Origin of the sequence: Pseudomonas sp. GM78 (genome assembly GCF_000282475.1) — a bacterium.
In the GTDB taxonomy this organism is placed as follows: domain Bacteria; phylum Pseudomonadota; class Gammaproteobacteria; order Pseudomonadales; family Pseudomonadaceae; genus Aquipseudomonas.
Genome location: NZ_AKJF01000061.1, coordinates 54,765 through 79,928, shown reverse-complemented (window position 1 = coordinate 79,928; position 25,164 = coordinate 54,765). Strand labels below are relative to the sequence as shown.

Below are 25,164 nucleotides of genomic sequence, written 5' to 3'. Positions count from 1 at the left end.
CATGGCGAACAATGACTTCCAAAAACAACCCGGCCCCTGCGCTTTCCGACCTGACGCTGAGCCCGGCGGCTAACAGCCCCGTACCCTCGAAGCCATTGACGCCGTCGCGCCCACTGGCGACCCAGCAATACCTGTACTTCACCGAAACCAACACCGATCGCATCCTCGACAACCTCGACGGCCTGCGCGACATGGTGTTCCCCCGCCCACCGCATCTGGAAGGCGACAACGAACAGCACAACGACCAGCAGTTCCCGTCAGTGTGCCTGATTGGCCTGGGCCGCTGCGGTTCGAACATCGCGCTGGATGTCGCGGAACTGGTCTACAACGCCCGCAAGTTCTACCTCAACGAGTTCAACAACGAAGACCGCCTCTCGCCAGACAAACGCTATGCGGAAAAGGGCTACAGCCCGGCCCAGTGGATTCGTAACAATTTGCGCCTGGGGGCGAACAAGGCCACCAAACCGGTGTTCCTGGTAGAACCGCTGGTGATGCTGGGCGACCTGGACAAGGATATTGCCGGGCGTATCCGCTTCTCGCGCAAAGGCGAAAAAAGCGGGTTCCTGCGTGACTACAGCAAAATGAAAATCATGGACCTGTCGGAAGTCCATGCCGGGGGTGCCGGTAACGCGCCGATCCTCGGCCAGTACCTGGCCAAGATCATCCTGAACAAGGACACCCAGCGCTTCTCCAGCCCGGACTGGAAGATGATCCACTCGTACCTGATCGACAGCTGCGGCATCAAGGCCAACCAGTCGCGCCTGTACTTCTCGATCTTCAGTGCCGGCGGCGGCACCGGTTCAGGCATGGCCTCGGAGTTCGGCCTGGCCCAGCAACACTCGTACATGAACAAGACGTTCGACACCAAGCCGATGGACGAGCATGACAGCAAGAGTGGCCACGCCTTCGTCTTCGAGCCGATCTTCACCAGCGGCATCTGCGTATTGCCAAACATTTCCGATCACCGCAGTGAAATGTCCGAAGCGCTGCACATCAACGCCGGTCGCCTGCTGTGCAAATACCTGTCGGAGGAGTGGGACTTTTCCTACAACTTCGCCAACGAAGACAGCAGCGAAGCCAGTGTCATGGGCCGTATCCGTCCTTGGAACGCGATGATGCTGATTTCCAACGACATCATGCGCTATGCCGAAGAAAGCGATGACGGCAACATCCAGAACATCGACGTCAACGCGATGGAAAAGCATGCCAACCAGTACATCTCACAGCAGATCTTCAACATCCTGACCGCGCAGGCGGTCACGACCGACTACGACCAGAACTATTTCCGCCGTGCCGGCATCGACATTGGCGAAACCATTCGCCTGGACGCCAACGACCTGTTCATGAGTCTGGCCGGCCCGGTAGCGATTGCCTACGCCGAGTCCGTGGTTCCGGAAACCCCGGCGCCTACCGGCGACAAGTTCAAGGTGTTCGAGAAAGAGCCACAGCGCCTGAACATCGACGACCTGTTCTTCCGCTCCATCGACCTGCCGCACTTCAACAAGGTTACCCAGGCCATCGAAGGCATCAGTCTGTTGCCGATCGAGTCCAAGCGCTATCGGGCGTCGCTGGAGCAGTACAAGAATTCGGGGTATGACGCGGCGGCCCTGCACGACCTGCACTTCTTCAAGAACTGCTCGTCGGTGGTGTCGATCGTTTCCCTGCCCAAGGACTACAAGCTGTCCTACATGGACCTGAACCGGTTGAAGACGCACCTCAACAACCTGTTCCCCAACACCACGCTCAAGCGCTATGCGCTGGTGATCGGCGCCTCGGCCAACCTGTCGCTGACCACCCTGATCGCCAAGAGTCCGTGCCTGTCGGACGATTTCCTGACCTTGATCGTGGCGTTCATCAAGCGTTGCTTTGCGCGAACCCCTTACCGCTTCGATGACACCCTGGACAACTCGGTCCTGGACTTCATCATCAACGAAGAATTCGATGAAAGCCTGATCGACGACCTGCTCAACGAGTTCGAGAACCCGGCGAAAATTCTCGATACCAATTGGTATGCGATCAAACCGATGTACGAGAAGAAGTATCGCGAGCTGATCAACGACAAGGACAAGTTTGTCTCAATCAATGACATCCGCCTGTCCCGCGACTGCGTGAAAAAAGCGATCAAGTACCTGCGCGAGATCTATCGTCACCGGATTGGCAAGACCAAGGTTATTTCGTTGAATAACCATACGGGCAAGACTTTCTAAGCCCGGCGCAACACCGAGTCGGCCCTATCGCGAGCAGGCTCGCTCCCACAGTTGACCGCGTTCCTTCTGAGTGAATGCGATCCCTGTGGGAGCGAGCCTGCTCGCGATGGCGTCCTCAAGAACAACACTTTTTCAACATCCAGAAACAATTGAGCGGCCGTTTGATTGTCCCCGCAACTGTTCCCGTTACGTTTACGTCACCGTGAAGCGTGGCCTTTCTCTACGGCAACGTGCCATCACGCTACTCGGCTACACACTTATCGCCGCCAAGCCATCGCACCAATAAGGCGCATCCGTCAAGCCTGTGCCTTTTCCTGGATCATGATCCACGGCGAAACCACCACTGCCCACAGCTGTGGATCGCGTTGGAAAAGATCCAGCGCCCGCGTTTCAGAGAGCTTGGCGACCTGGTCGGCGGCCAGCCAGGCAGCCACTTTCTCGCCGTCGTCGGTTGCCATGGCCTCGGCGGCAGCGATCAAATCAAGGCTGGGGTCGACCCACAATAGGGCACCCTTGGCGAAGAACGGCTCCAGCTCCTTCCAGGAAATAGATGCGGTTTCGCCAAGCAGCTTGGCATAGAGGGTGCTAGGTTCTTCAGTCATGGGTCCGGTCCGGAAAAGAAATCGACGCAATGATAACGTCGGTGCTCAGGCAGAAAAACCCAGAAGCAATTTGCATCACCGAATGAAAAGCGCAGGAATGCCAGGGAATGCACGGAATATGGCTATAAGCCCGTCAAAACCCCGCCGCAATTCTGACTTTTTCTTTCAAAAAAGCGACACCCCCAAGTTTTGCCCCCTGGCGCCAGCTTCCCAGGCTGACAATCGGCGCTCTACACTGTACCGGTACAGTTGCCGAGGGGCTTTTCCGGGGAATGTCGTAGATACTTACCCGGTTCTGCCGCCTGCGGCGCCAGGACTATAAAAATTACAACAGTAAGAGTGGAGCACTATGACTAAGGCTACTAAGCAGATTTCCAAACTGTTTGCCGCTATGGTTCTGGCCGGGGTTGCCAGCCATTCGTTCGCAGCTGACACCATCAAGATCGGCATCGCCGGCCCTAAAACCGGCCCTGTAGCCCAATACGGCGACATGCAGTTCAGCGGCGCCAAAATGGCCATTGAACAGATCAACGCCAAAGGCGGCGTAGACGGCAAGAAACTCGAAGCCGTTGAATACGATGACGCCTGTGATCCAAAACAAGCGGTAGCGGTCGCGAACAAAGTCGTCAACGACGGCGTGAAATTCGTGGTTGGCCACCTGTGCTCCAGCTCCACTCAACCGGCTTCGGACATCTACGAAGACGAAGGCGTGATCATGATCACTCCGGCTGCCACCAGCCCGGACATCACCAACCGTGGTTACAAAATGGTGTTCCGCACCATCGGTCTGGACAGCGCCCAGGGCCCTGCCGCCGGTAACTACATCGCCGACTTCGTCAAACCGAAAATCGTTGCTGTCCTGCACGACAAGCAGCAATACGGTGAAGGCATCGCTACCGCCGTTAAACAGACCCTCGAGAAGAAAGGCACCAAGGTTGCCGTGTTCGAAGGCATCAACGCCGGCGACAAGGACTTCTCCTCGATCATCGCCAAGCTCAAGCAAGCCAACGTCGACTTCGTCTACTACGGCGGCTACCACCCGGAGCTGGGCCTGATCCTGCGTCAAGCGGATGAAAAAGGCCTGAAAGCCAAGTTCATGGGTCCGGAAGGCGTGGGTAACGACTCGATCTCGCAGATCGCCCAGAAGTCCTCCGAAGGCCTGCTGGTGACCCTGCCGAAATCCTTCGACCAGGATCCGGCCAACGTCGCCCTGGCTGACGCGTTCAAGGCCAAGAAAGAAGACCCAAGTGGTCCGTTCGTGTTCCCGGCCTACTCGGCTGTGACCGTGATCGCCGAAGGTATCAAGGCTGCCAAGTCCGAAGACTCCGCCAAAGTGGCTGAAGCCATCCACAAAGGCACCTTCAAGACCCCGACCGGCGACCTGAGCTTCGACGACAAGGGCGACCTGAAAGACTTCAAATTCGTGGTCTACGAGTGGCACTTCGGCAAGCCAAAAACTGAAGCTTCGCCTCAGTAAGGTCCTGCCTGACTGACTGCCAATAAAGCCCACGGCGTGCCGTGGGCTTTGTTTTACGAACGTATCTGGGCCGCGCTGGCGTGATCCGCTAGTCTCCCCACCTGAAAATCTCAAAACCGTCATCAGCGGTTCGCTGGCAAACCCCGAATTCGAAGTGGATGCAGATCCACGGGATCGGGCGGGAAAATGACTCCACCAGTGAAATGCGTATCAGGTTTTTAGGAGCGCTGTAATGCCTGACATCTATCACTTCTTCCAACAGCTGGTTAATGGTCTGACCATTGGCAGCACGTATGCCCTGATCGCCATCGGCTATACGATGGTTTACGGCATCATTGGAATGATCAACTTCGCCCACGGCGAGGTGTACATGATCGGCTCCTACGTGGCGTTCATCGCCATTGCCGGGCTGGCCATGCTGGGACTCGACAGTGTTCCGCTGTTGATGACCGCCGCTTTCCTGGCGACTATCGTCGTCACCAGTGCCTACGGCTACAGCATCGAACGGATCGCCTACCGCCCCTTGCGCGGCAGCAACCGTCTGATCCCGCTGATCTCCGCCATCGGCATGTCGATCTTCCTGCAGAACACCGTTCTGCTGGCGCAAGACTCCAAGGACAAATCCATTCCCAACCTGATTCCGGGCAACTTTGCCTTCGGGCCAGGTGGCGCACATGAAGTGCTGATTTCCTACATGCAAATCGTGGTGTTCGTGGTGACCCTGGTCGCCATGCTCGGCCTGACGCTGTTCATCTCCCGCTCTCGCCTGGGTCGCGCCTGCCGCGCCTGTGCCGAAGACATCAAGATGGCCAACCTGCTGGGTATCAACACCAACAACATCATTGCCCTGACCTTCGTCATCGGTGCCGCGCTGGCGGCCATCGCGGCCGTGCTGCTGAGCATGCAATACGGCGTGATCAACCCGAACGCCGGTTTCCTGGTCGGCCTCAAGGCCTTCACCGCCGCGGTATTGGGCGGTATCGGCAGCATTCCGGGCGCCATGCTCGGCGGGCTGGTATTGGGTGTGGCAGAAGCTTTCGGTGCCGATATCTTCGGCGACCAGTACAAGGACGTCGTGGCCTTCGGTCTCCTGGTTCTGGTGTTGTTGTTCCGGCCAACCGGCCTGCTGGGCCGTCCGGAGGTTGAGAAGGTATGACTAGAAATCTTAAGCAAGCGCTCTTCAGCGCGCTGTTGGTGTGGGCGGTAGCCTATCCGGTACTGGGCCTGAAGCTGACCATCGTCGGTATCCACCTCGAAGTCCATGGCACCAGCACCGCCACGCTGATCACCATCGCCGTGTGCTCGGTGCTGATGTTCCTGCGTGTCCTGTTCGACCAGCAGATCAGCTCGGCCTGGCGTTCCTCGCCGAGCATGCCGCTGATTCCGGCCAAGGCCAGCAATTTCCTGACCCTGCCCTCCACGCAACGCTGGTTCATCATTGCGCTGATCGCCGGTGCACTGGTCTGGCCGTTCTTCGGCTCTCGCGGCGCGGTGGATATCGCGACGCTGGTGTTGATCTACGTGATGCTCGGCCTGGGCCTGAACATCGTGGTGGGCCTCGCCGGCCTGCTCGACCTGGGTTACGTCGGTTTCTACGCCGTCGGCGCCTACAGCTACGCGCTGCTGTCGCACTACTACGGCCTGAGCTTCTGGATCTGCCTGCCGATTGCCGGCCTGATGGCGGCCACCTTCGGCTTCCTGCTCGGTTTCCCGGTGCTGCGTCTGCGCGGCGACTACCTGGCGATCGTGACCCTGGGCTTCGGTGAAATCATCCGTCTGTTCCTGCGTAACCTGACCGGCCTCACGGGCGGTCCGAACGGCATCAGCAACATCGAGAAACCAACGTTCTTCGGCCTGACCTTCGAACGTAAAGCCGCCGAAGGCATGCAGACGTTCCACGAGTACTTCGGCCTGCAATACAACTCGATCAACAAGGTGATCTTCCTTTACCTGGTTGCACTGCTGCTGGCACTGGCTGCGCTGTTCGTCATCAACCGCTTGCTGCGCATGCCCCTGGGTCGTGCCTGGGAAGCACTGCGTGAAGACGAGATTGCCTGCCGTGCGCTGGGCCTGAACCCTACCGTGATCAAACTGTCGGCCTTTACCCTGGGCGCCAGTTTCGCCGGTTTCGCCGGTAGCTTCTTCGCCGCTCGCCAAGGCCTGATCACACCGGAGTCCTTCACCTTCATCGAGTCGGCGATCATTCTCGCCATCGTGGTGTTGGGTGGCATGGGCTCGCAGCTGGGTGTGATCCTGGCTGCCGTGGTGATGATCCTGCTGCCGGAAATGATGCGTGAGTTCAGTGAATATCGCATGTTGATGTTCGGTGCCTTGATGGTACTGATGATGATCTGGCGCCCTCAGGGTCTGCTGCCCATGCAACGTCCTCACATGGAGCTGCGCAAATGAGCCGCGAGATCCTGAAAGTAGAAAACCTGAGCATGCGCTTTGGCGGCTTGCTGGCGGTCAACGGCGTTGCCTTGAGCGTGAAAGAGAAACAAGTGGTCGCACTGATCGGCCCCAACGGTGCCGGCAAGACCACCGTGTTCAACTGCCTGACCGGCTTCTACAAGCCGAGCGGCGGCAGCATCCTGCTCGATGGAGAGCAGATCGAAGGCCTGCCAGGCCACAAGATCGCCCTCAAGGGCGTGGTGCGTACCTTCCAGAACGTGCGGTTGTTCAAGGACATGACCGCGGTCGAGAACCTCTTGATCGCCCAGCATCGCCACCTGAACACCAACTTCCTGTCCGGCCTGTTCAAGACCCCGGGGTTCCGCAAGAGCGAACGCGAGGCCATGGAATTCGCCGAGTACTGGCTGGAAAAGGTCAATCTCAAGGAGTTCGCCAACCGTCCGGCCGGCACCCTGGCCTACGGTCAGCAACGGCGCCTGGAAATCGCCCGCTGCATGATGACCCGTCCGCGGATCCTCATGCTCGACGAACCGGCCGCCGGCCTGAACCCGAAGGAAACCGAAGACCTCAAGGCCCTGATCAGCGTGTTGCGTGAAGAGCACAACGTCACCGTGCTGCTGATCGAGCACGACATGAAACTGGTCATGAGCATTTCCGACCACATCGTCGTGATCAACCAGGGCACGCCCCTGGCCAACGGTACGCCGGAACAGATCCGCGACAATCCTGAAGTGATCAAAGCCTACCTGGGGGAAGCGTAAATGCTGCAGTTCGAAAACGTTTCCACCTTCTACGGCAAGATCCAGGCCCTGCACAGCGTCAACGTCGAAGTCCGCCAGGGCGAGATCGTGACCCTGATCGGTGCCAACGGTGCCGGCAAGTCCACGCTGTTGATGACCCTGTGCGGTTCGCCGCGGGCCCACAGCGGCAGCATCCGCTACATGGGTGAGGAATTGGTCGGGCAGGATTCCTCGCAGATCATGCGCAAGAGCATTGCCGTGGTGCCGGAAGGCCGTCGGGTGTTTTCCCGCCTGACCGTGGAAGAAAACCTGTCCATGGGTGGTTTCTTCACCGCCAAGGGCGACTATCAGGAACAGATGGACAAGGTCCTCGGACTTTTCCCACGCCTGAAAGAACGCTTCGCCCAACGTGGCGGCACCATGTCCGGCGGCGAACAGCAAATGCTCGCCATCGGCCGTGCGCTGATGAGCAAGCCCAAGCTATTGCTGCTCGACGAGCCTTCGCTGGGCCTGGCCCCGATCATCATCCAGCAGATCTTCGATATCATCGAACAGCTGCGCAAGGACGGTGTGACGGTGTTCCTGGTCGAGCAGAACGCCAACCAGGCCCTGAAAATCGCTGACCGCGCCTACGTGCTGGAAAACGGCCGGGTGGTGATGACAGGTACCGGTGAAGCGCTGCTGACCGATCCGAAAGTGCGTGATGCGTACCTCGGTGGCTAAGCCTCGGCGTTAAACAAAAAAACGGCCTTCACGGGCCGTTTTTTTTGCCTGCCACAATCCCGCCAACAATGAAAACCCACTGTAGGAGCGAGCCTGCTCGCGAAGAACTGGAGGGCGCTGCGTTCATCCAGACAGCCCACGTCATCGTTAACGTCCATCGCGAGCAGGCTCGCTCCTACAGGGGTTATGTGAGCGTTTAGAGTCTGTCCAGTGCTTCGCCACTGCGCTTGAACCACCCGATCAAATAATCCGCCAGCACATGCGTGCGCTTGGGCAACCCACCCTGATACGGATGCACCAGATACATCGGCATGCTGCGGGTCTGATAATCACGCAGCAGCCAACGCAAACGTCCGTCAGCCAATTCCGCCGGCAATGCGTAGGACGGCAAACGGGCAATGCCGGCGCCAGCCAGAGCGGCCTTTTTCAACAGGTTGTAATGGTTGCTCGCGAACGGTCCAGAAACCCGCACCCGCAACAGTTCGTGTTGTTGGTGATACAACCACTCCTCCCGACCACTGTAGTGACTGTTGAGCAGGCACCGGTGCTCAGCCAGCGCCTGGGGGGTCTGCGGTTCTCCGTATTGCTCCAGATAGGCCGGACTGGCGCAGGTCAACTCTCGCCATGCCAATAGCGGGCGCGCCACCAGGCGCAGGTCGATCGCCACATCGGAGCGGATCGCCAGATCGAAGCCGTCACGGGACAGATCGCGGTAGCTGTTGTTGAGCTCCAGCTCAATCTGCACCTCGGGATACTGGGCCGAGAACTCCAGCAGCAAGCCATCGAAGAAGGTTTCCCCCAGCGACACTGGAACCGTCATCCGCACAGGGCCGGCCATGTCGTCCTTCAACCGTGCCAGGGCCTGCCGAGCGCGTTCGACTTGCACCACCAGCGCCTGGGCCTGAGGCAACAACGCAGCGCCCGCCGCCGTCAGGCTCAAGCGCCGGGTGGTGCGCTGCAGCAGGACCACCGAAAACTGGGTTTCCAACTGGCTGATGCGCTTGGACAGCTGGCCCTTGCTGCAACCCAATTGCTGCGCCGCCAAGGTAAAACTGCCCGCTTCGACCAACACGGCGAATGCCGCCAGGTCATCCATCTCGCTCATGGATTGTTTCCATTTGAAAACCAAAGGTTGCCTATTAGTGCGCTTATCCGCAGAAAAAACCACTCTAAACTGAAGCCTCACTCATTCGATACGAGGATCAGCCAGCATGAAAATTCTTTTGATCGGCGCAGGCGGCACCATCGGTTCGGCCGTGGACAAGGAACTGTCCCAGCGCCACGAGATCGTGCGCATCGGCCGCAACAGCGGTGATTTCCAGGTGGATATCAGTGACAGCGCCTCGATTCGCAAGCTGTTTGAGCAAACCGGCAAGTTCGATGCACTGGTGTGCGCCGCTGGCAACGTGACCTTTGCTCCATTGGATGAAATGACCGAAGAGAGTTTCGCCCTGGGCCTGAAAGACAAGTTGATGGGCCAGGTCAACTTGCTGCTGATCGGTCGTGAGTTCGCCAATGACGGTGCGTCCTTCACCTTTACCACTGGCGTATTGAGCCACGACCCGATCCGCAGCGGCGCCTCCGCAGCGCTGGTCAACGGTGCCCTGGACAGCTTTGTCCGTGCCGCGGCCATCGAATTGCCCCGCGGCCTGCGGGTCAACTCGATCAGCCCGAACGTGCTGGTCGAAGCCATGGGCAAATACGCACCGTACTTCCGCGGCTTCAAACCGGTTCCGGCAGCCGATGTGGCATTGGCCTACGCCAAGAGTGTCGAAGGCTTGCAGACCGGCCAGACCTTTCACATCTGAACAGACCCAAGGTGCGGCGCTGACTCAGCGCCGCATCAGGTTGCCGGCGGCTCCAGCAGCGTAGGCAGCAGATTGCCGGCTATCTCGCGCGGTACGGATATCATCAGACCGGGGCCTTTGATCACCGATTGAACCGTCGAGGTCGACACCATGATGCCGTTGATGGACAGGCGCAAAGACTGGTGCAATTCCTGACGCGTTACCTGTTCCAGACGGCTTTGCGCATCGGGGCTAAGTACGACCTTGAGCGCAATGGATTGCGGATTTGGGTCATCGACCCGTTTGAGCTCCAGGTTCATTTCCAAAAAGTCGGATCTGGACGAAAGATCAATGTCTGCCGCCAGACATTGCATCGCGGCCATCATTCCCAATGCCACACAAAGCAGCTTGCCTGAGCCCCTCATAACACCTCCGCATCAAAAAGACCGACAAGGTTACGGCCAAAATCCTTTCACCCTGGTGGTTCAAGTACAGCTGAATGTTTCATGCGCGGCGTGTTTCCCATGCAAGTCCAACTCATGGGTTGTGATGAACGGTCAGGCTGAGTAACGTGACGGCACTTGTCAGGAGACCCCAAGATGCGTGCTGCCCGATCCTTAGTCCTCGTTGCCCTTCTTCCGCTGTTCGCCGCCTGTCAGCTGTTCGATGGCTCGCGTGAAAGCGCTTCCCACGCAGGCCAGACCCGCATGCAGGGCCAGTTGAGCGCCGCCGACGGCAAGCTGATGTTCCAGCCATGCGGCGAGCAGAAACGTTATGCGGTCAACGACACCGGCGGAACCAGCGTCCTGCAACAGGCCGCGAGCCTGGCCGATGCCCAGGGCAAACTGTTTGCCGATGTGCGCGGGCGGATCGTTTCCGGTTCCGGCGACGGGCAACTGGACCTCGAACAGCTCTACCGCGTCGAGCGTTCGGGCAATGCCTGTGCCGATCCCGACTTCAAGAAGCTGATCCTGCGCGCCGCCGGCCATGCCCCCGAGTGGAGCATGAAGGTCACCGGCAAAGGCATGGTCCTCGAACGCGCCGGCCAGGCACCGTTGGCCGTGCCCTACGTCGAGGAGCAATTGGGCGATGGCCGCTTCAACCTCAGCACCGAAGCCAACCAGCAGCACATCGAACTGTGGGTCGCACCGCAACGCTGCGTCGACAGCAGCACCGGCAGCATTCAGCACATGAGTGCTGAACTGCGAATCAACGGCCAGGTGCAACGTGGTTGCGGGTATTTCGGCGGATCGCGCGACGACTGATCGTTTAAGCCTCACGGGCCTGCGCCTTTGAGGCTTATAATCGCCGGTTTCAAACGCCCTGGCGCAGTTGTGCGCCCCGCGAACCGGATCCCGCCATGTTACGAATCACCGAACTCAAGCTGCCGATCGACCATCCCGATGAAGACCTGCGCCCTGCCATCCTGCAGCGCCTGGGCATCACCAGCGATGACTTGCTCGACTTCACCCTGTTCAAGCGCAGCTACGATGCACGCAAAAAGTCCTCGGAGCTGTGCTTCATCTACACCATCGACCTCGATGTTCGCGATGAAGCGGCGGTGCTGCACAAGTTCGCCGATGACCGTAACGTCAACGTGGCACCGGATGTCAGCTACAAGATGGTCGGCCAGGCGCCGGCCGACCTGAGCGTGCGCCCCGTTGTGGTCGGCTTTGGTCCGTGCGGGATTTTCGCCGGGCTGCTGCTGGCGCAGATGGGCTTCAAGCCGATCATCCTCGAACGCGGCACGGAAGTACGCCAGCGCACCAAGGACACCTGGGGCCTGTGGCGTAAAAGCGTGCTCAACCCAGAGTCCAACGTGCAATTCGGCGAGGGCGGCGCGGGGACATTCTCCGACGGCAAGCTTTACAGCCAGATCAAGGATCCGAAGTTCATCGGGCGCAAAGTGCTCAATGAGTTCGTCAAGGCCGGTGCCCCGGAAGAAATCCTCTACGTCAGCAAACCGCACATCGGTACATTCCGCCTGACCGGCGTTGTGGAAAACATGCGTGAACAGATTCGCGCCATGGGCGGCGAAGTACGCTTCCAGCAGCGGGTGACCGACGTGCTGATCGAGGACGGCCAACTGGTTGGCGTCGAACTCGATGGCGGCGAACAGATCCACTCCAAACACGTGATCCTGGCCCTCGGCCACAGCGCCCGTGACACCTTCCGCATGCTCCATGGCCGCGGCGTGTTCATGGAAGCCAAGCCGTTCTCGGTAGGTTTCCGCATCGAGCACCCGCAGTCGCTGATCGACCGCGCGCGCCTGGGCAAGTACGCCGGCCACCCGAAACTCGGCGCCGCCGACTACAAACTGGTGCACCACGCCAAGAACGGCCGCTCCGTCTACAGCTTCTGCATGTGCCCGGGCGGTACGGTAGTGGCGGCGACCTCCGAGCCGAACCGCGTGGTCACCAATGGCATGAGCCAGTACTCGCGTAACGAGCGCAACGCCAACTCCGGAATCGTTGTCGGGATTACACCGGAAGTCGATTACCCGGGCGGCCCGCTGGCCGGTATCGAGTTGCAGGAACGCCTGGAATCCCACGCCTTTGTGCTCGGCGGCAGCAACTACGAGGCACCGGCGCAACTGGTCGGCGATTTTATCGCCGGCAAGCCGTCCACCGAGCTGGGCAGCGTCGAACCGTCCTACAAGCCAGGTGTTGCCCTGGGTGACTTGGCGCTGGCCTTGCCCGCCTTCGCCATCGAGGCGATTCGCGAAGCCTTGCCGGCGTTCGAGAAACAGATTCGCGGTTACTCGCTGCACGACGCCGTGTTGACCGGGATCGAGACGCGTACTTCGTCGCCACTGCGCATCACCCGCAACGAGTCGATGCAAAGCCTGAACGTCAAGGGCTTGTTCCCGGCCGGTGAAGGCGCGGGTTATGCGGGCGGGATTCTGTCGGCGGGTGTGGATGGCATTCGCATTGCCGAAGCCGTGGCGCGGGATATCCTGGGCCTTGAGGCCTGACACGCAAATCACCGGAACAATGCGAAACCTGTGGGAGCCGGGCTTGCCCGCGATAGCGGTGGTTCAGTCAACATTTGTGTTGAATTTGAATCCGCCATCGCGGGCAAGCCCGGCTCCCACAGGGGTTTTCAGCGTCTGAAAGATCTTAGATATTGGCGCGCAACACTGTAGCCGGCAGCGGCTCGCCGCGCTCGACCGTCGCTGCCACCGCATCGATCAACCCGCTCAGTTCAAACCCCTCGGCCTTGAGCCACGCCTGATCGTAATACGTCGTGGCATAGCGCTCGCCGCTGTCGCACAGAATCGCCACGATCGACCCCACCTCCCCCGCCGCCGCCATCTGCTGCGCCGCCATCAAGGCGCCAATCAGGTTGGTCCCGCTCGATCCGCCAACGTGACGCCCCAGGCGTTCGGCCAGGTAGTGCATGGCTGCCAACGACAATGCGTCCGGCACCTTGACCATCGCATCGATGACCTTGGGCAGGAATGACGCCTCCACCCGGGGCCGGCCAATGCCCTCGACCCGCGAACCGTGATCCAGGCGCAGGCTGGCATCGCCGCTCTGGTAGTAATCGAAAAACACCGAGCGTTCGGCATCGGCACACAACACGCGGGTGGCGTGCTGGCGATAACGCACGTAACGTCCCAGGGTCGCCGTCGTGCCCCCAGTGCCGGGGCTGGACACCAGCCAGCTCGGCTCCGGGTGCTTTTCGTAGCGCATCTGCTGGAAGATCGATTCGGCGATGTTGTTGTTCGCCCGCCAGTCTGTCGCGCGCTCGGCGTAGGTGAACTGGTCGATGAAGTGGCCGTCGTGTTCTCGCGCCAGGCGCTCGGACTCGGCGTATATCTGCGTAGGGTCCGCGACCAGATGCGTTTGCCCGCCATAGAACGCGATCTGCGCAATCTTCTCCCTCGACGTGCTGGCTGGCACCACGGCAATGAACGGTACCCCCAGCAAACGCGCGAAGTAGGCCTCGGAAATTGCCGTCGAACCGCTGGATGCCTCGATCACCGGCGCTCCGGGCTTGAGCCAGCCATTGCACAGCGCATAGAGGAACAGCGACCGCGCCAGACGGTGCTTCAGGCTGCCGGTGGGATGACTCGACTCATCCTTGAAGTACAACTCGATGCCCGCGAAACCCGGCAGCGACAAAGGGATCAGGTGAGTGTCGGCGCTGCGCTGGAAATCGGCTTCGATGATCCGGATGGCTTCGCGGGACCACTGTCGATTGTCGCTCATGGTGGTTTTCTCGATGGGTCGGGCAATAGGCGGCCTTGTCACAGCCTCAACCTCCAAGCTTAGGAAAAATCCTACATCCAGCACAGATACAGCTGAGTTCCAATACGTCCGGCAACTGCTAGGCTCAGCTCCTTGCCGCAGAATCGTGCTGTTACGACATATAACAAAAAAGAATATAACTTTTGTTTTAACAACTAACGGTACGGGTTAGGGTGTGCCACCTTTTGACTTTATCGATGGAGAGCGACCTTGCCTCTGCGTAGCACGTTCACGCGTTTCTTTCAGCTGGAAGCTGCCAGCGGTCTGCTATTGATCGCTGCGGCTGTCCTCGCGCTGATCATCAACAACTCCGCGCTGTCGTGGCTTTACAACGACCTGCTGGAAACCCCCGTCGTCGCTCAGATCGGCGCGCTGAAAATCGCCAAGCCGCTGCTGCTGTGGATCAACGACGGGCTGATGGCGATGTTCTTCCTGCTGATCGGGCTGGAGGTCAAGCGCGAGGTCCTCGACGGGCAACTGTCCAAGCCGTCGCAGATCGTCCTGCCCGGCGCGGCCGCCATTGGCGGCATGGTCGTGCCGGCGCTGATCTACTGGTTCCTCAACCGGGACAACCCGCCAGCCCTGAATGGCTGGGCGATCCCGACGGCCACCGACATCGCTTTCGCGCTGGGTGTACTGGCGCTGCTGGGCAAACGCGTGCCGGTGTCGCTGAAGCTGTTCCTGATGACCCTGGCGATCATCGACGACCTCGGCGCCATTGTCATCATCGCGATCTTCTATTCCGGCGCGCTGTCGACCCTGTCCCTGGCCCTGGCCGCCGCCTGCATCGCGGCGCTGATCGGGATGAACCGGCTAGGCGTGGTGAAGCTCGGACCGTACATGATCATCGGCCTGATCCTCTGGGTCTGCGTGCTCAAAAGCGGTGTGCATGCCACGCTGGCGGGCGTGACCCTGGCTTTCTGCATTCCGTTGCGCACGAAAAACGCCGAACCATCGCCCCTGCTGACCCTGGAACACGCGCTGCACCCCTGGGTGGCCTACGGCATCCTGCCGTTGTTCGCCTTCGCCAACGCCGGCCTGTCCCTGACCGACGTGACCGTCGAGAGCTTCACCCATGACGTGCCAATGGGCATCGCGATCGGCTTGCTGCTGGGCAAGACCGTCGGCGTGTATGGCCTGACCTGGCTCGCGGTGAAAACCGGCATCGCCGCCCTGCCCCAGGGTGCCAATTGGGGCCAGGTGCTGGGGGTCGCGATTCTCTGCGGCATCGGCTTCACCATGAGCTTGTTTGTCGGTTCGCTGGCCTTTGAGCCGGGCGTCAGTGACTACGCCGGGATGGACCGCATGGGGATCCTGACCGGTTCGATTCTGGCGGCGCTGATAGGTTATGCCGTGACAGCGGCGGCGAGTCGCAGGTCTGTGCTACAGGCTGCATAGCCCCGGACGGAGCAACAGCTTCCAATGCTGGAAATCCTGTAGGAGCGAGCATGCTCCTACAGGTTCAGCTTTCGCACAACGCATCAGATTCTTCCTACGATCTTTACGGATGCTGCCTGCATAAATCTCCAGGCCTTTCTCGATAACTTTGCGATTTCTGACCCGTGCCTTTTGCTTTATGCAGGCACGGTCAAATTCAGTAATGTTGGAGAGGGTTATGACGCTTCGTCAGGAACTAATGCCCCCGGATCTTTGCGAAGCGAAGGTCGCTCGCCTTGCAGACCTTGCTGCCGAAATCGCTGGCGCAGATCAGGATCGGGCCTGGAATCTGTTGGCTGAATTCAATCGAGAGGCCATGACCCATCTAACCTTTCTCGATTTTCAAGGCGTTTTCGGGGCCCAGGATCATGACACATGGGTTCGCCAGATCCTGACAGCTCCTTATGAACGGCGCCTGAGGGATATCTCCCAATCTGAACTGATCGAAATCGCTCGAAGAGTCATGAATGCCGATAGCCCGGAACACACCACCGACTTCTGGCTAAAAATGCTGGCACTTAATATTCCAGATGCTCGTATTTCCGATCTTTTTTTCTGGCCCGGTGAGTACTTTGGTGATGGAGACAACGCTCAAGAACTGACACCGGAGCAGATCATTGAAACGGCCCTGAAGAACAGCGATTTGTAGCCTGATGCGGGAAACTGGCGCAAAAGAAAACCCCCGACCAGTCACCCTGATCGGGGGTTTCTTTTACCCATATTCCCGTTTAGTGGGAAACGCGGCTGGTGCCATCAACGGTGGCAATGCGCACGCGCTCGCCGACACGGAACACTTCGTTTTCCTGAACCTGTTGCACGTAGGCGCGCATGCTGCCGTCATCTTCGCGCACGGTGATTTCCACGCCTTGGGTGCGGGTCAGGCCTTCTTCAGTGGCCGAGCCCAGCAGGCCGCCGGCAACTGCACCGATGACTGCAGCGACGATACTGCCTTTACCGCCGCCGATGGCACTGCCGCCGACACCGCCAACCACTGCACCCGCAGCGCCGCCAATCGGGGTTTTGGTACCTTCGATTTTCACCGGTCGCAGGGCTTCGATGGTGCCCATGCGAATCGTCTGCACGCGACGCGCTTCGTCACGGGAATAGGAGTCACCGGTCAGGCTCGATTGGCAGCCAGTGAGCAACATCGCCATGGTAGAAAAGGAAGCAACCAGCAGAACAGACTTACGCATAGCATCAACTCCAAAGGACAAGTAACCATTAAACTCCCCAGCTTGACGCCTGTCACGGCCTTGCCCGGAGAAAATTGCTTCGATTCAGGCTCCGTACAGGCCGACTGCGAACTCACCACACAGTAGCGGCCTTTACTCAAAACTGCGCCACTGACCGGGGATTTATATGGATTACTTTATCATTGTCGTGACGACCGTCGCCGGACTGTACTTCCATGGCTGGCTGTACGTACGCATCCGACGCTGGATGGACCGGGACCTGGCGTTGGCGCTGGCCGGCAAGGACGAGCAGAAGAAAGCCTTCATGCTCGAACGGTTGGCGAGCGCCCAGGCGCAGAAAATCAAGCGTCGAGACCTGCCGCAGTGGCTTGAGGCCGCCGCGGCAGACTATCCCGAGCGGTAGACTGCTTAAGGCGCCAGACGTTCAAGAATCCAGCTGGCACCCTGCAGGCGATAGTTGAGGCGGTCGTGCAGTCGGCTTGGTCGACCTTGCCAGAACTCGATGCGTTCTGGCAGCAGACGATAACCGCCCCAGTGTTCAGGGCAGTGAGGCTGGGTATCGCTGAAACGCTGCTCGGTATCCTTGAGCAGCGACTCCAGTTCGTTGCGATCGGCTATCACCCGGCTCTGCGGCGAAGCCCAGGCACCGAGGCGGCTGCCCAGCGGGCGCACCTGATAGTACGCGTCGGACTCCTCGGGCGTGACCTTCACCACCCGACCTTCAATCCGCACCTGACGCTCCAGCGTCGGCCAGAAAAACGTCATGGCGGCGAATGGATTCGCCTCCAGCTGCTGGCCTTTGGCGCTGTCGTAGTTGGTGAAGAAGGTGAAGCCCTGCGCATCCAGGCCCTTGAGCAGCAGAATGCGGCAATGCGGCCGTCCGTCCTGGTCGACAGTGGCCAAGGTCATGGCATTGGCCTCCACCGGTGCCTGCTCGGTTTTCACCGCGTCGGCAAACCATTGGTGGAACAGCGCAAACGGCTCGACCGGCGCTTGCGCCTCGGTCAGGCCATCACGGGTGTAGTCGCGGCGCATATCAGCCAGGGCCTTGGTCATGGCGCATTCCTTATGGTTAACGAATCACTTCTTTGTGGTATCGGCGGCGACCTTCGTCGCGTCGGCAGCGGCTTTGGCCGGTGCAGTCTTTTTCGCAGGTGTCACGGTTTTAGCCGGTGCCTTCTTGGCTGGAGCCTTGGCGGCTTTCTTGGCCGGCGCTTTTTTCGCGACCGGTGCAGCCGCTTTCTTTGCATCGGCAGGGGCTGGCGTCACAGGCTTGGCCACCGGTTTGATGTCCTGGGCCGCGACCATGCGCACAGGCGCCGGAGCCGGCATATTGTACTTGCTCAGCAGCGCGACCATGGTGTTTTGCGGCGTGACCAACAGCTCCACCCGACGGTTCAAGGCACGACCTTCAACGCTGTCGTTGGCGGCACGCGGGGCTTCGCCGCCCATGCCGCGCAGCATCAGGCGATCACGCTGCAGACCGCTGAGACGGAAGATTGCAGCCACCGATTGCGCACGTTCCTGACTCAGCTTCACATTAGCGGGCGCGGCACCCGAGGTATCGCTGTGGCCGAGTACCAGCACGGCCGTCTTCGGGTCGGCTTCAAGGATTTTCGCAACGCGAGTGAACGGGCCGAGCACCACCGGCAGCAGCATGGCCGGACGGTCCGGGTTGAACGATCCTTCTACCGGCGCGGTGACCACCAATACGTTTTCACGGCGCTCGAGTTGCAGGTTGCTGTCCTTGATCGCTGTACGCAGGCGCGGCTCGTAGTCATCAAGCCAGGCCTGGGTGACTTTCGGATCCGGCATCGGCACGGCTTTGGCAGTGCTCTGCTCTTTGCCACCGAACGGCCACCACCACTTGCCACCCGCATCGGCCTCAGCCTTGGCCTTGGCCACTTCGACCGGCTTGGCCGCAGGTTTTACTTCCGGTTTTTTATCGAGCGCTTCCTCGGAGCCGAACGGCCAGTACCAAGGGCTGGAACTTTCAGCCTTGGCAACCGGCGCGGCCACCGGTTTCAGCGGTGCCGGGGTTGGGGTCGGGGCTGGAGCCGGTGTCTTGGTCGCGACTTTGTCGGAAGACCCGAACGGCCACCAGCTGCCGCCGTCTACATCACTTTTAGGAGTCTGTGCGCAACCGGTAATAGCGAAGCACAGTGCCAAGGCGAGGGTGGGTTTGGTTGACATTGGATATCCACAAAAATGAAGTAATAAAGATCAGGCCGAATCGGCCCGCATAAACAGACGCTTGGAAACTGAAAAGGCTGTCGGGTTCCAGCTCCGGAACCTTTAAGCGTGATTTACAGACAAGTGGCCAGTACCCGCACAAGCCTTTGTGCGCGCGGATCCATCAAGACGTACGGCCCCAGGGTATTTGTCACAAATCCGAACGCCACATCATGCTCGGGGTCAGCGAACCCAACGGAACCGCCAGCGCCCGGATGCCCGAACGCTCGCGCGCCCAGGCCGAAGGTGGCATTGGGCACATCCGGTTGATCGAGCATGCAGCCCAGGCCGAAGCGGGTCCGGGTCAACAACGTCTTGTCCTCGCCAAGGCTGTGCTCACGGGTCAGTTCGTCGAGTAGCTCGCCTTCGAGCAGGCTGCCATCGAGCAACCCGGTGTAGAACCCGGCCAAGCTGCGGGCATTGCCGTGGCCATTGGCCGCCGGCTGCTGCATGCGCCGCCACTCCGGCTTGTTGGTGCTGGTCAGCACCGAAGGCGGATTGGTGAAAGCGCGGGTGGTCATGGCCGTTGGCTCGCGCATGGTCACTTGCAGCAGGCGCTGGGCCGCCGCATCGCCGACATTGCCCTTGCCGCGGGCAATGTGCGCCACGCGATGGAACTCTTCATCGGCCAGGCCGACGTGAAAATCCAGGCCCAAAGGCTTGGCGACCCGCGCCACGATGGACTCACCCGGGCCACGGCCGTCAGCACGACGCAGCAGCTCGCCGATCAGCCAGCCATAAGTGATTGCCGCATAACCGTGGCCTTCGCCTGGCGTCCACCAGGGTGTTTCGGCGGCCAGCGCCTCGACCATGGTTTGCCAGTCATAGAGCGCTTCAGGGGCCAACAGCTCGCGCAACGCCGGCAGCCCGGCCTGATGGCAAAGCAGCTGGCGCAGGGTGACCGATTCTTTGCCAGCGGCGGCGAATTCAGGCCAGTAGCGAGCCACCGGGGCATCCAGTTGCAACTTGCCTTCGGCCACCAGTTGCAGGGCGGTGACGGCGGTGAAGGTCTTGGTGCAGGAGAACAGGTTGGCGATGGTGTCGCTGTGCCAGGCATCGCTCCCGTCCTTGTCGGCGGTGCCGGACCACAGGTCGACGACGGTTTCGCCGCCGATCTGGATGCACAACGCGGCGCCACGTTCCTGAGGATCGTCGAACAGCGCCGCGAACGCTTCACGCACTGCCTCGAACTTAAGCTCGTAATGACCCTGAATCTGCACCCGCAACTCCCCGCAAACGTTCTGTAAAAGTGGCCCGCATTGTTCCAGCCCTTGAGGGTTTTGGGAACAGGTGCGGGCTGGGCGGTCAATCACTGGCAGAACTGATCAGGACTCAATGGCCTTTACCGGAATGCCCACCAGCGCCCTTCCCCGGGCTTTGGCCAGCCTCGGCCTTGCGCCCGCCCTCGGCGTCATGGTTCGCCTTGTCGACTTCGGCTGCAGCCTTCTGCGCCTCTTTGCGCAACTGCTCGAGCGCCGCCAGATTGCTCTTGCGCACACTGTCGACGAAGCCCTGGAATGGCAGATCGGTAATGCCTACCAGGCCAAAGTGACCATTTTCGCCATCCAGCAAGCGCCCGGTCACGGGCTGGTCGAGGTATTGGAACCAGTGCACTCCGACAATCGACGGTTCGGTCAGCGCCTGTTTCAGGAAGTTCGCGTAGGCCGGGCCACGGTCTTCTTCCTTCGCCAGTTGCGTGACGCCGCCCCAGAACGGGCCGCGATCGGTCGAGCCAAAGTTGAATTCGGTGATCAGCACCGGTTTGTCGAGGCTGCGCAGTTGGGCGAAGTCGTAACCGTCCTGGGGTTGCAAGGTGTACATGTTGAAGCTCAGGACATCGCAGTACTGCGCACAGGACTCAACCGCTTCCGGGGTGCTGATGGCAAACCGGCCACCGAGCAACAGCTGGTTCGGCGCGTGCCACTTGAGCGAGTCGGAAATGGTCTTGAAGTAGGTGTCGGCGAAGACCTTCTGGAAATATTTGAAGTCGGCCTCGATTTCCGGGTGTTCGGCGCTTGGCAGAGGCGGCACGAAGCCCGGGTCTTCCATCAGCTCCCAGGCCGGCAGATCGATACCCCAGGCTTTCGACAAGCCCGCCTGGTTGCGGTACTTGTCGCGCAACTGCTTGAGAAACGCGCGCTTGGCCGGCACGTCGGTGGTCATTTTCAAGGTGCCGTAGGCGAGCGCATAACGGGCTTTCGGGTCATCGCCGGGACCGGCCCAGGCCAGTTCGTTGTCGGCGAAGTAACCGATCAGCCAAGGGTCGTCGCGGTGGTCGCGGGCGGCAATGGCCACCGCGCGCTCGGTCGCCATGGCGAAACGCGGGTCGAACGGGTCGGGCATCCCGCCCCACCAGTCGCTGCCGGTGCTGATGCTGGCGTAATCGCCGACGATCGACAGGGGCAAGGTGTAGGGAACGCGTTCAGCGCCACCCAGGGTCTCAGCGCTCCAGTTGCCGAGGGTGTTGAAACCCCAGGCTTGCAGGCGATCGAGGGTGTGGCCGGTCCAGCGCTGCTCATCAAATGTCGTTTTGCAGGGCTCGGCAGGTGTTGGCTCAGTCGCTTTCGCCACCGTCGCATCGACAGCGCCAGTGCGGGCGGCTTCGGCGACACCGGATTCGGCGGTTGATGGCGTGACAGGGGGCTCGGCAGCCTTCTCAATCGTTGCCTCTACCGCGTCGGCCTTCGCCGCTTCAGCGACGCCTGCCTTGGTATTGCTGCCCAATGCACAAGGGTCGCCATGCAGACGCTGCAAATTGGCACCATAGAAGTCGTACCACTTGCCGGCATTGAAGCCGCGGCCCTGATCGACACCGTTACCACCGCGGTTGTCGCCTTCACCGTAGTGATTGGCCAGCGGTTCGTCAGGCTTGGGCAGGGATTCGAACATCCATTCACGACCGGCGACATAGGTCTGGTTGACGTCCGCCGTAACGGCATTGACCCCCAGCGAGTAGAACGGATGCCCTTGCGGCGTCACCAGGTACCAGCGGCCGTCGCGTTTCTCGGTGCGGAAAAAGCCGCTGGCCTTGAACGTCGGCCCGGTGGTCCAGCCGCCGAACTTGTCCAGGGAGGACTTTTCGCGCTCGCCCAGCCAGTTTTTCAGCTGCTGTTGTTCCTTGGCGGCGGCGCTTTTCAGTTGTTCGTCGTTGCCGACCTTTTCAGGCCATTTGACCCGGGTCGATTGGCCATAAGCGTCCACCAGTGCGCCATAGACCGCCTGGGTGACCCCTTCGCCGTCCTGCACGCCGAAGCGCTCCAGCAGGATGCTCTGGGCGACTTTCGGCTGATCCATCGACAAGCTGACCGATACCACCTGGCTGCGGTCCAGCTCACCGGCACTGCTGGCGAGCAAAACGCGCTGACCGTCGACCGTCATCGGCATTGGCGGACCCGCCTTCATGCCCTGGCTAAGCGGTGAAGTCGGCTGCAAGGGCACCAGCAAGGTCTGCGCCGGGCCGGCTGGAAGGTCGACGCGACTGACCAGTGTCTTGCCGTCGTTGCTCTGGATCGTCACGTACAGGGTCACGGCCCAGTTCATCGCGCTCTGGATCCGCAGGCTCATGACGCCCGACTGCGACCAGTCCCACGCCCCGCTCTGCGGGGACAGGCGCAGGGTTGGCCGGGCCACCGGATTGAACGTCACCCGGCGCAGCACTTCGCCTTCAGGCGTCTGTTCGGCATTGGACTGCGGCAGGCTGGCGTCCTGGGTCGCCACCTGGACCACGTCGGCGGGGCGCACAAAGTTGAACAGCGTCTGTTGGCCTGCGGGTGCGGCCAGCAAGGGCGTTGCGAACAGGGCAAGAACGGCAGGTAGCGAGCGACGCAGAGAACGGCGAATCATGAGAACGGAATTCTCCCTAGCGACCCGGTCGGGCCAATGGAAAAGCGATGGTAGAGAGATAGACAACGCGGCGGGCAAAACTGCCCACCGGTTTATCAGGAAATTTCACGACGGAAGGGAGGCAACGCATTGAGGATCGCCTTGCCATAGCGCTGGGTGACCAGGCGCCGATCAAGCAAGGTGATGGTGCCGCGGTCCTCTTCGGTACGCAGCAGGCGACCGCAGGCCTGGACCAGTTTCAGCGAGGCATCCGGCACCGAAATTTCCATGAACGGATTGCCGCCACGGGCCTCGATCCATTCGGCCAGGGCCGCTTCGACCGGATCATCCGGTACCGAGAACGGGATCTTGGCGATCACCACGTGCTCGCAGTACGCGCCAGGCAAGTCGACCCCTTCGGCAAAACTCGCCAGGCCGAACAGCACACTGGAATCACCGCCATCGACCCGCGCCTTGTGTTTGTTCAGGGTTTCCTGTTTCGACAGGTTACCTTGAATGAACACTTGCTTGCGCCAGTCGCGGTCCAGGCCGTCGAACACGTCCTGCATCTGCTTGCGCGAGGAAAACAGCACCAGCGTGCCCCTCGAGCCTTCCACCAATTCCGGCAGATCGCGGATGATCGCCGCGGTATGGGCCGCCGCATCCCGCGGATCGGCGTTCAGGTTCGGCACCCGCAACACACCGGCGTCGGCGTGATGGAACGGGCTCGGCACCACGGCGGTCACGGCTTTTTTCGGCAGGCCGGCGCGCATGCGGAAGCGGTCGAAGGTGCCCAGGGCGGTCAAGGTCGCCGAAGTCACCAGCGCGCCATAGGCCACGTTCCACAGGTTTCGCCGGAGCATTTCCGCCGCCAGGATGGGACTGGCGTTGACTTCGATATCGAACAGCGAGCCGCTTTCCGACAGGGTCAGCCAGCGGGCCATGGGCGGATTGTCTTCCGGGTCTTCGGCGGTGAACGCGACCCACAATTCCCAGTTGCCCGAAGAGCGGGACAACAGGCTGCCGAACAGTGGATACCACTCTTCGGCCTGGTTACTGGCGATCCCGATATTGACCTCGCCGTCCATGCCTTCCTTGAGCAACTCAGTGAGACGGGTAAACAGGTCGGTCAGGCGCGCAAAGCCTTTCTTCAACTCGATGCCCATTTCGCGCATGTGTTCGGGAATCACCCCGCCGACGAAACGGTGACGCGGGCGTTCGCGGCCTTCGACGTCTTCGCCGGGCTTGAAATCGGCGGCCTGTTCGCAGGCGGTGAACATGAACTGCTGCTGGGTCTTGATCTCCCGCGCCAGCTCCGGCACTTGCTCGATCAACTTGCCCAGGTCACCCGGCAAGGGGTGCTGGGCCAGCAGCTTGGTGAGGTTCTTGGCGGTGGTTTCCAGCCAGTCGGCGGTGGAGCGCAGGCGCGTGTAATGGGCAAAGTGGCCGATGGCCTTGTCCGGCAGGTGGTGGCCTTCGTCGAACACGTAGATGGTGTCGCGCGGATCGGGCAGCACGGCACCGCCACCCAGTGCCAGGTCGGCCAGGACCATGTCGTGGTTGGTGACGATCACATCGACCTTGCCCATGCCTTCACGGGCCTTGTAGAAGGCGCACTGGCCGAAGTTCGGGCAATGGCGGTTGGTGCACTGGCTGTGATCGGTGGTCAGGCGCGCCCAGTCGGCGTCCTCCAGGGCAGTGGACCAGCTGTCGCGGTCGCCGTCCCACTTATTGCCGGCGAGCTTCTCGATCATGCTGGTAAACAGCTTCTGACTGGCCTCATCGACCTCGATCTTGAAGCCTTCTTCTTCGAACAGCTGGGCGGTGGCGGTTTGTGCGTGTCCTTCCTGGAGCAACATGTCGAGCTTGGACAGGCACATGTAGCGCCCACGTCCCTTGGCCAGCGCAAAACTGAAATTCAGCCCGCTGTTGCGCATCAGGTCGGGCAAGTCCTTGTAGACGATCTGCTCTTGCAAGGCGACGGTGGCCGTGGCGATCACCAGGCGTTTGCCGGCCGCCTTGGCCGTGGGGATGGCCGCCAGGCTGTAGGCCACGGTCTTGCCGGTACCGGTGCCGGCTTCCACCGCGACAATCGCGGGGTCGCCACTGCGCCGGCCTTCGTCGTCGGTGTCGATGTCACCGAGGACCTTGGCGATTTCGGCGATCATCAGGCGTTGGCCGTAGCGCGGCTTGAGGCTCTTGGCTTCGAGAAAACGCGAATAGGCGCCCTGGATCGTGGTTTTGAGTTCAGTGCTGATCATGATTGTCGGGCGCAAAAA

22 protein-coding genes are annotated in these 25,164 nt (G+C 60.6%); 12 read left to right on the top strand and 10 right to left on the bottom strand.

The features are described from left to right. Window positions 1–11 precede the first annotated feature (11 nt). On the top strand, window positions 12–2,207 hold the full coding sequence (locus PMI35_RS23830; protein WP_008056849.1) for a hypothetical protein: 2,196 nt from the start codon (window positions 12–14) through the stop codon (window positions 2,205–2,207). 296 nt (window positions 2,208–2,503) lie between these two features. Here PMI35_RS23830 and PMI35_RS23835 read toward each other — a convergent pair whose 3' ends face one another. Further along, complete coding sequence (locus PMI35_RS23835) at window positions 2,504–2,809, bottom strand: DUF2288 domain-containing protein (RefSeq protein WP_008056848.1); 306 nt, start codon at window positions 2,807–2,809, stop codon at window positions 2,504–2,506. A gap of 349 nt (window positions 2,810–3,158) precedes the next feature. Here PMI35_RS23835 and PMI35_RS23840 point away from each other — a divergent pair, with 349 nt between their 5' ends. From PMI35_RS23840 to PMI35_RS23860, 5 genes are all read left to right on the top strand, one after another. Then, entirely contained in the window at window positions 3,159–4,286 is a 1,128-nt protein-coding gene (locus PMI35_RS23840) for a branched-chain amino acid ABC transporter substrate-binding protein (RefSeq protein WP_008056847.1), read from the top strand. A 232-nt stretch (window positions 4,287–4,518) separates the two neighbouring features. Further along, the gene (livH, locus tag PMI35_RS23845; protein WP_007947264.1) at window positions 4,519–5,442 is read left to right on the top strand and encodes a high-affinity branched-chain amino acid ABC transporter permease LivH; all 924 of its coding nucleotides are present in this window, start codon (window positions 4,519–4,521) and stop codon (window positions 5,440–5,442) included. After that, window positions 5,439–6,695 carry a high-affinity branched-chain amino acid ABC transporter permease LivM gene (locus PMI35_RS23850; RefSeq protein ID WP_008056846.1) on the top strand — a complete coding sequence of 419 codons (1,257 nt, stop codon included), beginning with the start codon at window positions 5,439–5,441 and terminating at the stop codon, window positions 6,693–6,695. The genes livH and PMI35_RS23850 overlap by 4 nt, the downstream gene beginning before the upstream one ends. Beyond that, window positions 6,692–7,459 carry a high-affinity branched-chain amino acid ABC transporter ATP-binding protein LivG gene (gene livG, locus PMI35_RS23855; protein ID WP_008056845.1) on the top strand — a complete coding sequence of 256 codons (768 nt, stop codon included), beginning with the start codon at window positions 6,692–6,694 and terminating at the stop codon, window positions 7,457–7,459. The genes PMI35_RS23850 and livG overlap by 4 nt, the downstream gene beginning before the upstream one ends. Beyond that, on the top strand, window positions 7,460–8,161 hold the full coding sequence (locus tag PMI35_RS23860) for an ABC transporter ATP-binding protein (RefSeq protein WP_008056844.1): 702 nt from the start codon (window positions 7,460–7,462) through the stop codon (window positions 8,159–8,161). 196 nt (window positions 8,162–8,357) lie between these two features. Here the strand turns inward: PMI35_RS23860 and PMI35_RS23865 are convergent, their stop codons facing one another. After that, window positions 8,358–9,266: a LysR family transcriptional regulator gene (locus PMI35_RS23865; RefSeq protein ID WP_008056843.1), complete on the bottom strand. Its 909-nt coding sequence runs from the start codon at window positions 9,264–9,266 to the stop codon at window positions 8,358–8,360. A 106-nt stretch (window positions 9,267–9,372) separates the two neighbouring features. Between PMI35_RS23865 and PMI35_RS23870 the strand changes: the two genes are divergently transcribed. After that, window positions 9,373–9,969: a short chain dehydrogenase gene (locus tag PMI35_RS23870; RefSeq protein WP_008056834.1), complete on the top strand. Its 597-nt coding sequence runs from the start codon at window positions 9,373–9,375 to the stop codon at window positions 9,967–9,969. A gap of 35 nt (window positions 9,970–10,004) precedes the next feature. Here the strand turns inward: PMI35_RS23870 and PMI35_RS23875 are convergent, their stop codons facing one another. Next, window positions 10,005–10,373 (bottom strand): hypothetical protein, encoded by a 369-nt coding sequence (locus PMI35_RS23875; protein ID WP_008056831.1) that lies wholly within the window; start codon window positions 10,371–10,373, stop codon window positions 10,005–10,007. 174 nt (window positions 10,374–10,547) lie between these two features. Between PMI35_RS23875 and PMI35_RS23880 the strand changes: the two genes are divergently transcribed. Beyond that, window positions 10,548–11,213 (top strand): COG3650 family protein, encoded by a 666-nt coding sequence (locus PMI35_RS23880; protein WP_008056829.1) that lies wholly within the window; start codon window positions 10,548–10,550, stop codon window positions 11,211–11,213. Between the two features lie 95 nt (window positions 11,214–11,308). Then, complete coding sequence (locus PMI35_RS23885) at window positions 11,309–12,922, top strand: NAD(P)/FAD-dependent oxidoreductase (RefSeq protein ID WP_008056828.1); 1,614 nt, start codon at window positions 11,309–11,311, stop codon at window positions 12,920–12,922. A gap of 145 nt (window positions 12,923–13,067) precedes the next feature. On the opposite strand, the gene PMI35_RS23890 is transcribed toward PMI35_RS23885, so the two are convergent. Next, window positions 13,068–14,162 (bottom strand): PLP-dependent cysteine synthase family protein, encoded by a 1,095-nt coding sequence (locus PMI35_RS23890; RefSeq protein ID WP_008056827.1) that lies wholly within the window; start codon window positions 14,160–14,162, stop codon window positions 13,068–13,070. Between the two features lie 249 nt (window positions 14,163–14,411). Between PMI35_RS23890 and nhaA the strand changes: the two genes are divergently transcribed. Further along, window positions 14,412–15,599, top strand: coding sequence for a Na+/H+ antiporter NhaA (nhaA, locus tag PMI35_RS23895; RefSeq protein WP_008056826.1), 1,188 nt, complete (start codon window positions 14,412–14,414; stop codon window positions 15,597–15,599). Between the two features lie 217 nt (window positions 15,600–15,816). Next, window positions 15,817–16,287, top strand: a complete 471-nt coding sequence (locus PMI35_RS23900) for a hypothetical protein (protein WP_008056825.1) — start codon at window positions 15,817–15,819, stop codon at window positions 16,285–16,287. Between the two features lie 79 nt (window positions 16,288–16,366). Here PMI35_RS23900 and PMI35_RS23905 read toward each other — a convergent pair whose 3' ends face one another. Then, the gene (locus PMI35_RS23905; RefSeq protein WP_008056824.1) at window positions 16,367–16,831 is read right to left on the bottom strand and encodes a glycine zipper 2TM domain-containing protein; all 465 of its coding nucleotides are present in this window, start codon (window positions 16,829–16,831) and stop codon (window positions 16,367–16,369) included. Window positions 16,832–16,997: 166 nt separating this feature from the next. On the opposite strand from PMI35_RS23905, the gene PMI35_RS23910 reads away from it, so the two are divergent. Then, the gene (locus PMI35_RS23910; protein WP_008056823.1) at window positions 16,998–17,234 is read left to right on the top strand and encodes a hypothetical protein; all 237 of its coding nucleotides are present in this window, start codon (window positions 16,998–17,000) and stop codon (window positions 17,232–17,234) included. Between the two features lie 5 nt (window positions 17,235–17,239). On the opposite strand, the gene pdxH is transcribed toward PMI35_RS23910, so the two are convergent. From pdxH to dinG, 5 genes are all read right to left on the bottom strand, one after another. Beyond that, window positions 17,240–17,887, bottom strand: coding sequence for a pyridoxamine 5'-phosphate oxidase (pdxH, locus tag PMI35_RS23915; RefSeq protein ID WP_008056821.1), 648 nt, complete (start codon window positions 17,885–17,887; stop codon window positions 17,240–17,242). Between the two features lie 24 nt (window positions 17,888–17,911). Beyond that, entirely contained in the window at window positions 17,912–19,024 is a 1,113-nt protein-coding gene (locus PMI35_RS23920) for an OmpA family protein (protein ID WP_008056820.1), read from the bottom strand. Window positions 19,025–19,137: 113 nt separating this feature from the next. Then, complete coding sequence (locus PMI35_RS23925; RefSeq protein ID WP_008056818.1) at window positions 19,138–20,283, bottom strand: EstA family serine hydrolase; 1,146 nt, start codon at window positions 20,281–20,283, stop codon at window positions 19,138–19,140. Between the two features lie 112 nt (window positions 20,284–20,395). Further along, on the bottom strand, window positions 20,396–22,906 hold the full coding sequence (locus PMI35_RS23930; protein WP_008056817.1) for a beta-galactosidase: 2,511 nt from the start codon (window positions 22,904–22,906) through the stop codon (window positions 20,396–20,398). 95 nt (window positions 22,907–23,001) lie between these two features. Further along, window positions 23,002–25,146, bottom strand: coding sequence for an ATP-dependent DNA helicase DinG (dinG, locus tag PMI35_RS23935; RefSeq protein ID WP_008056816.1), 2,145 nt, complete (start codon window positions 25,144–25,146; stop codon window positions 23,002–23,004). Window positions 25,147–25,164: the final 18 nt, after the last annotated feature.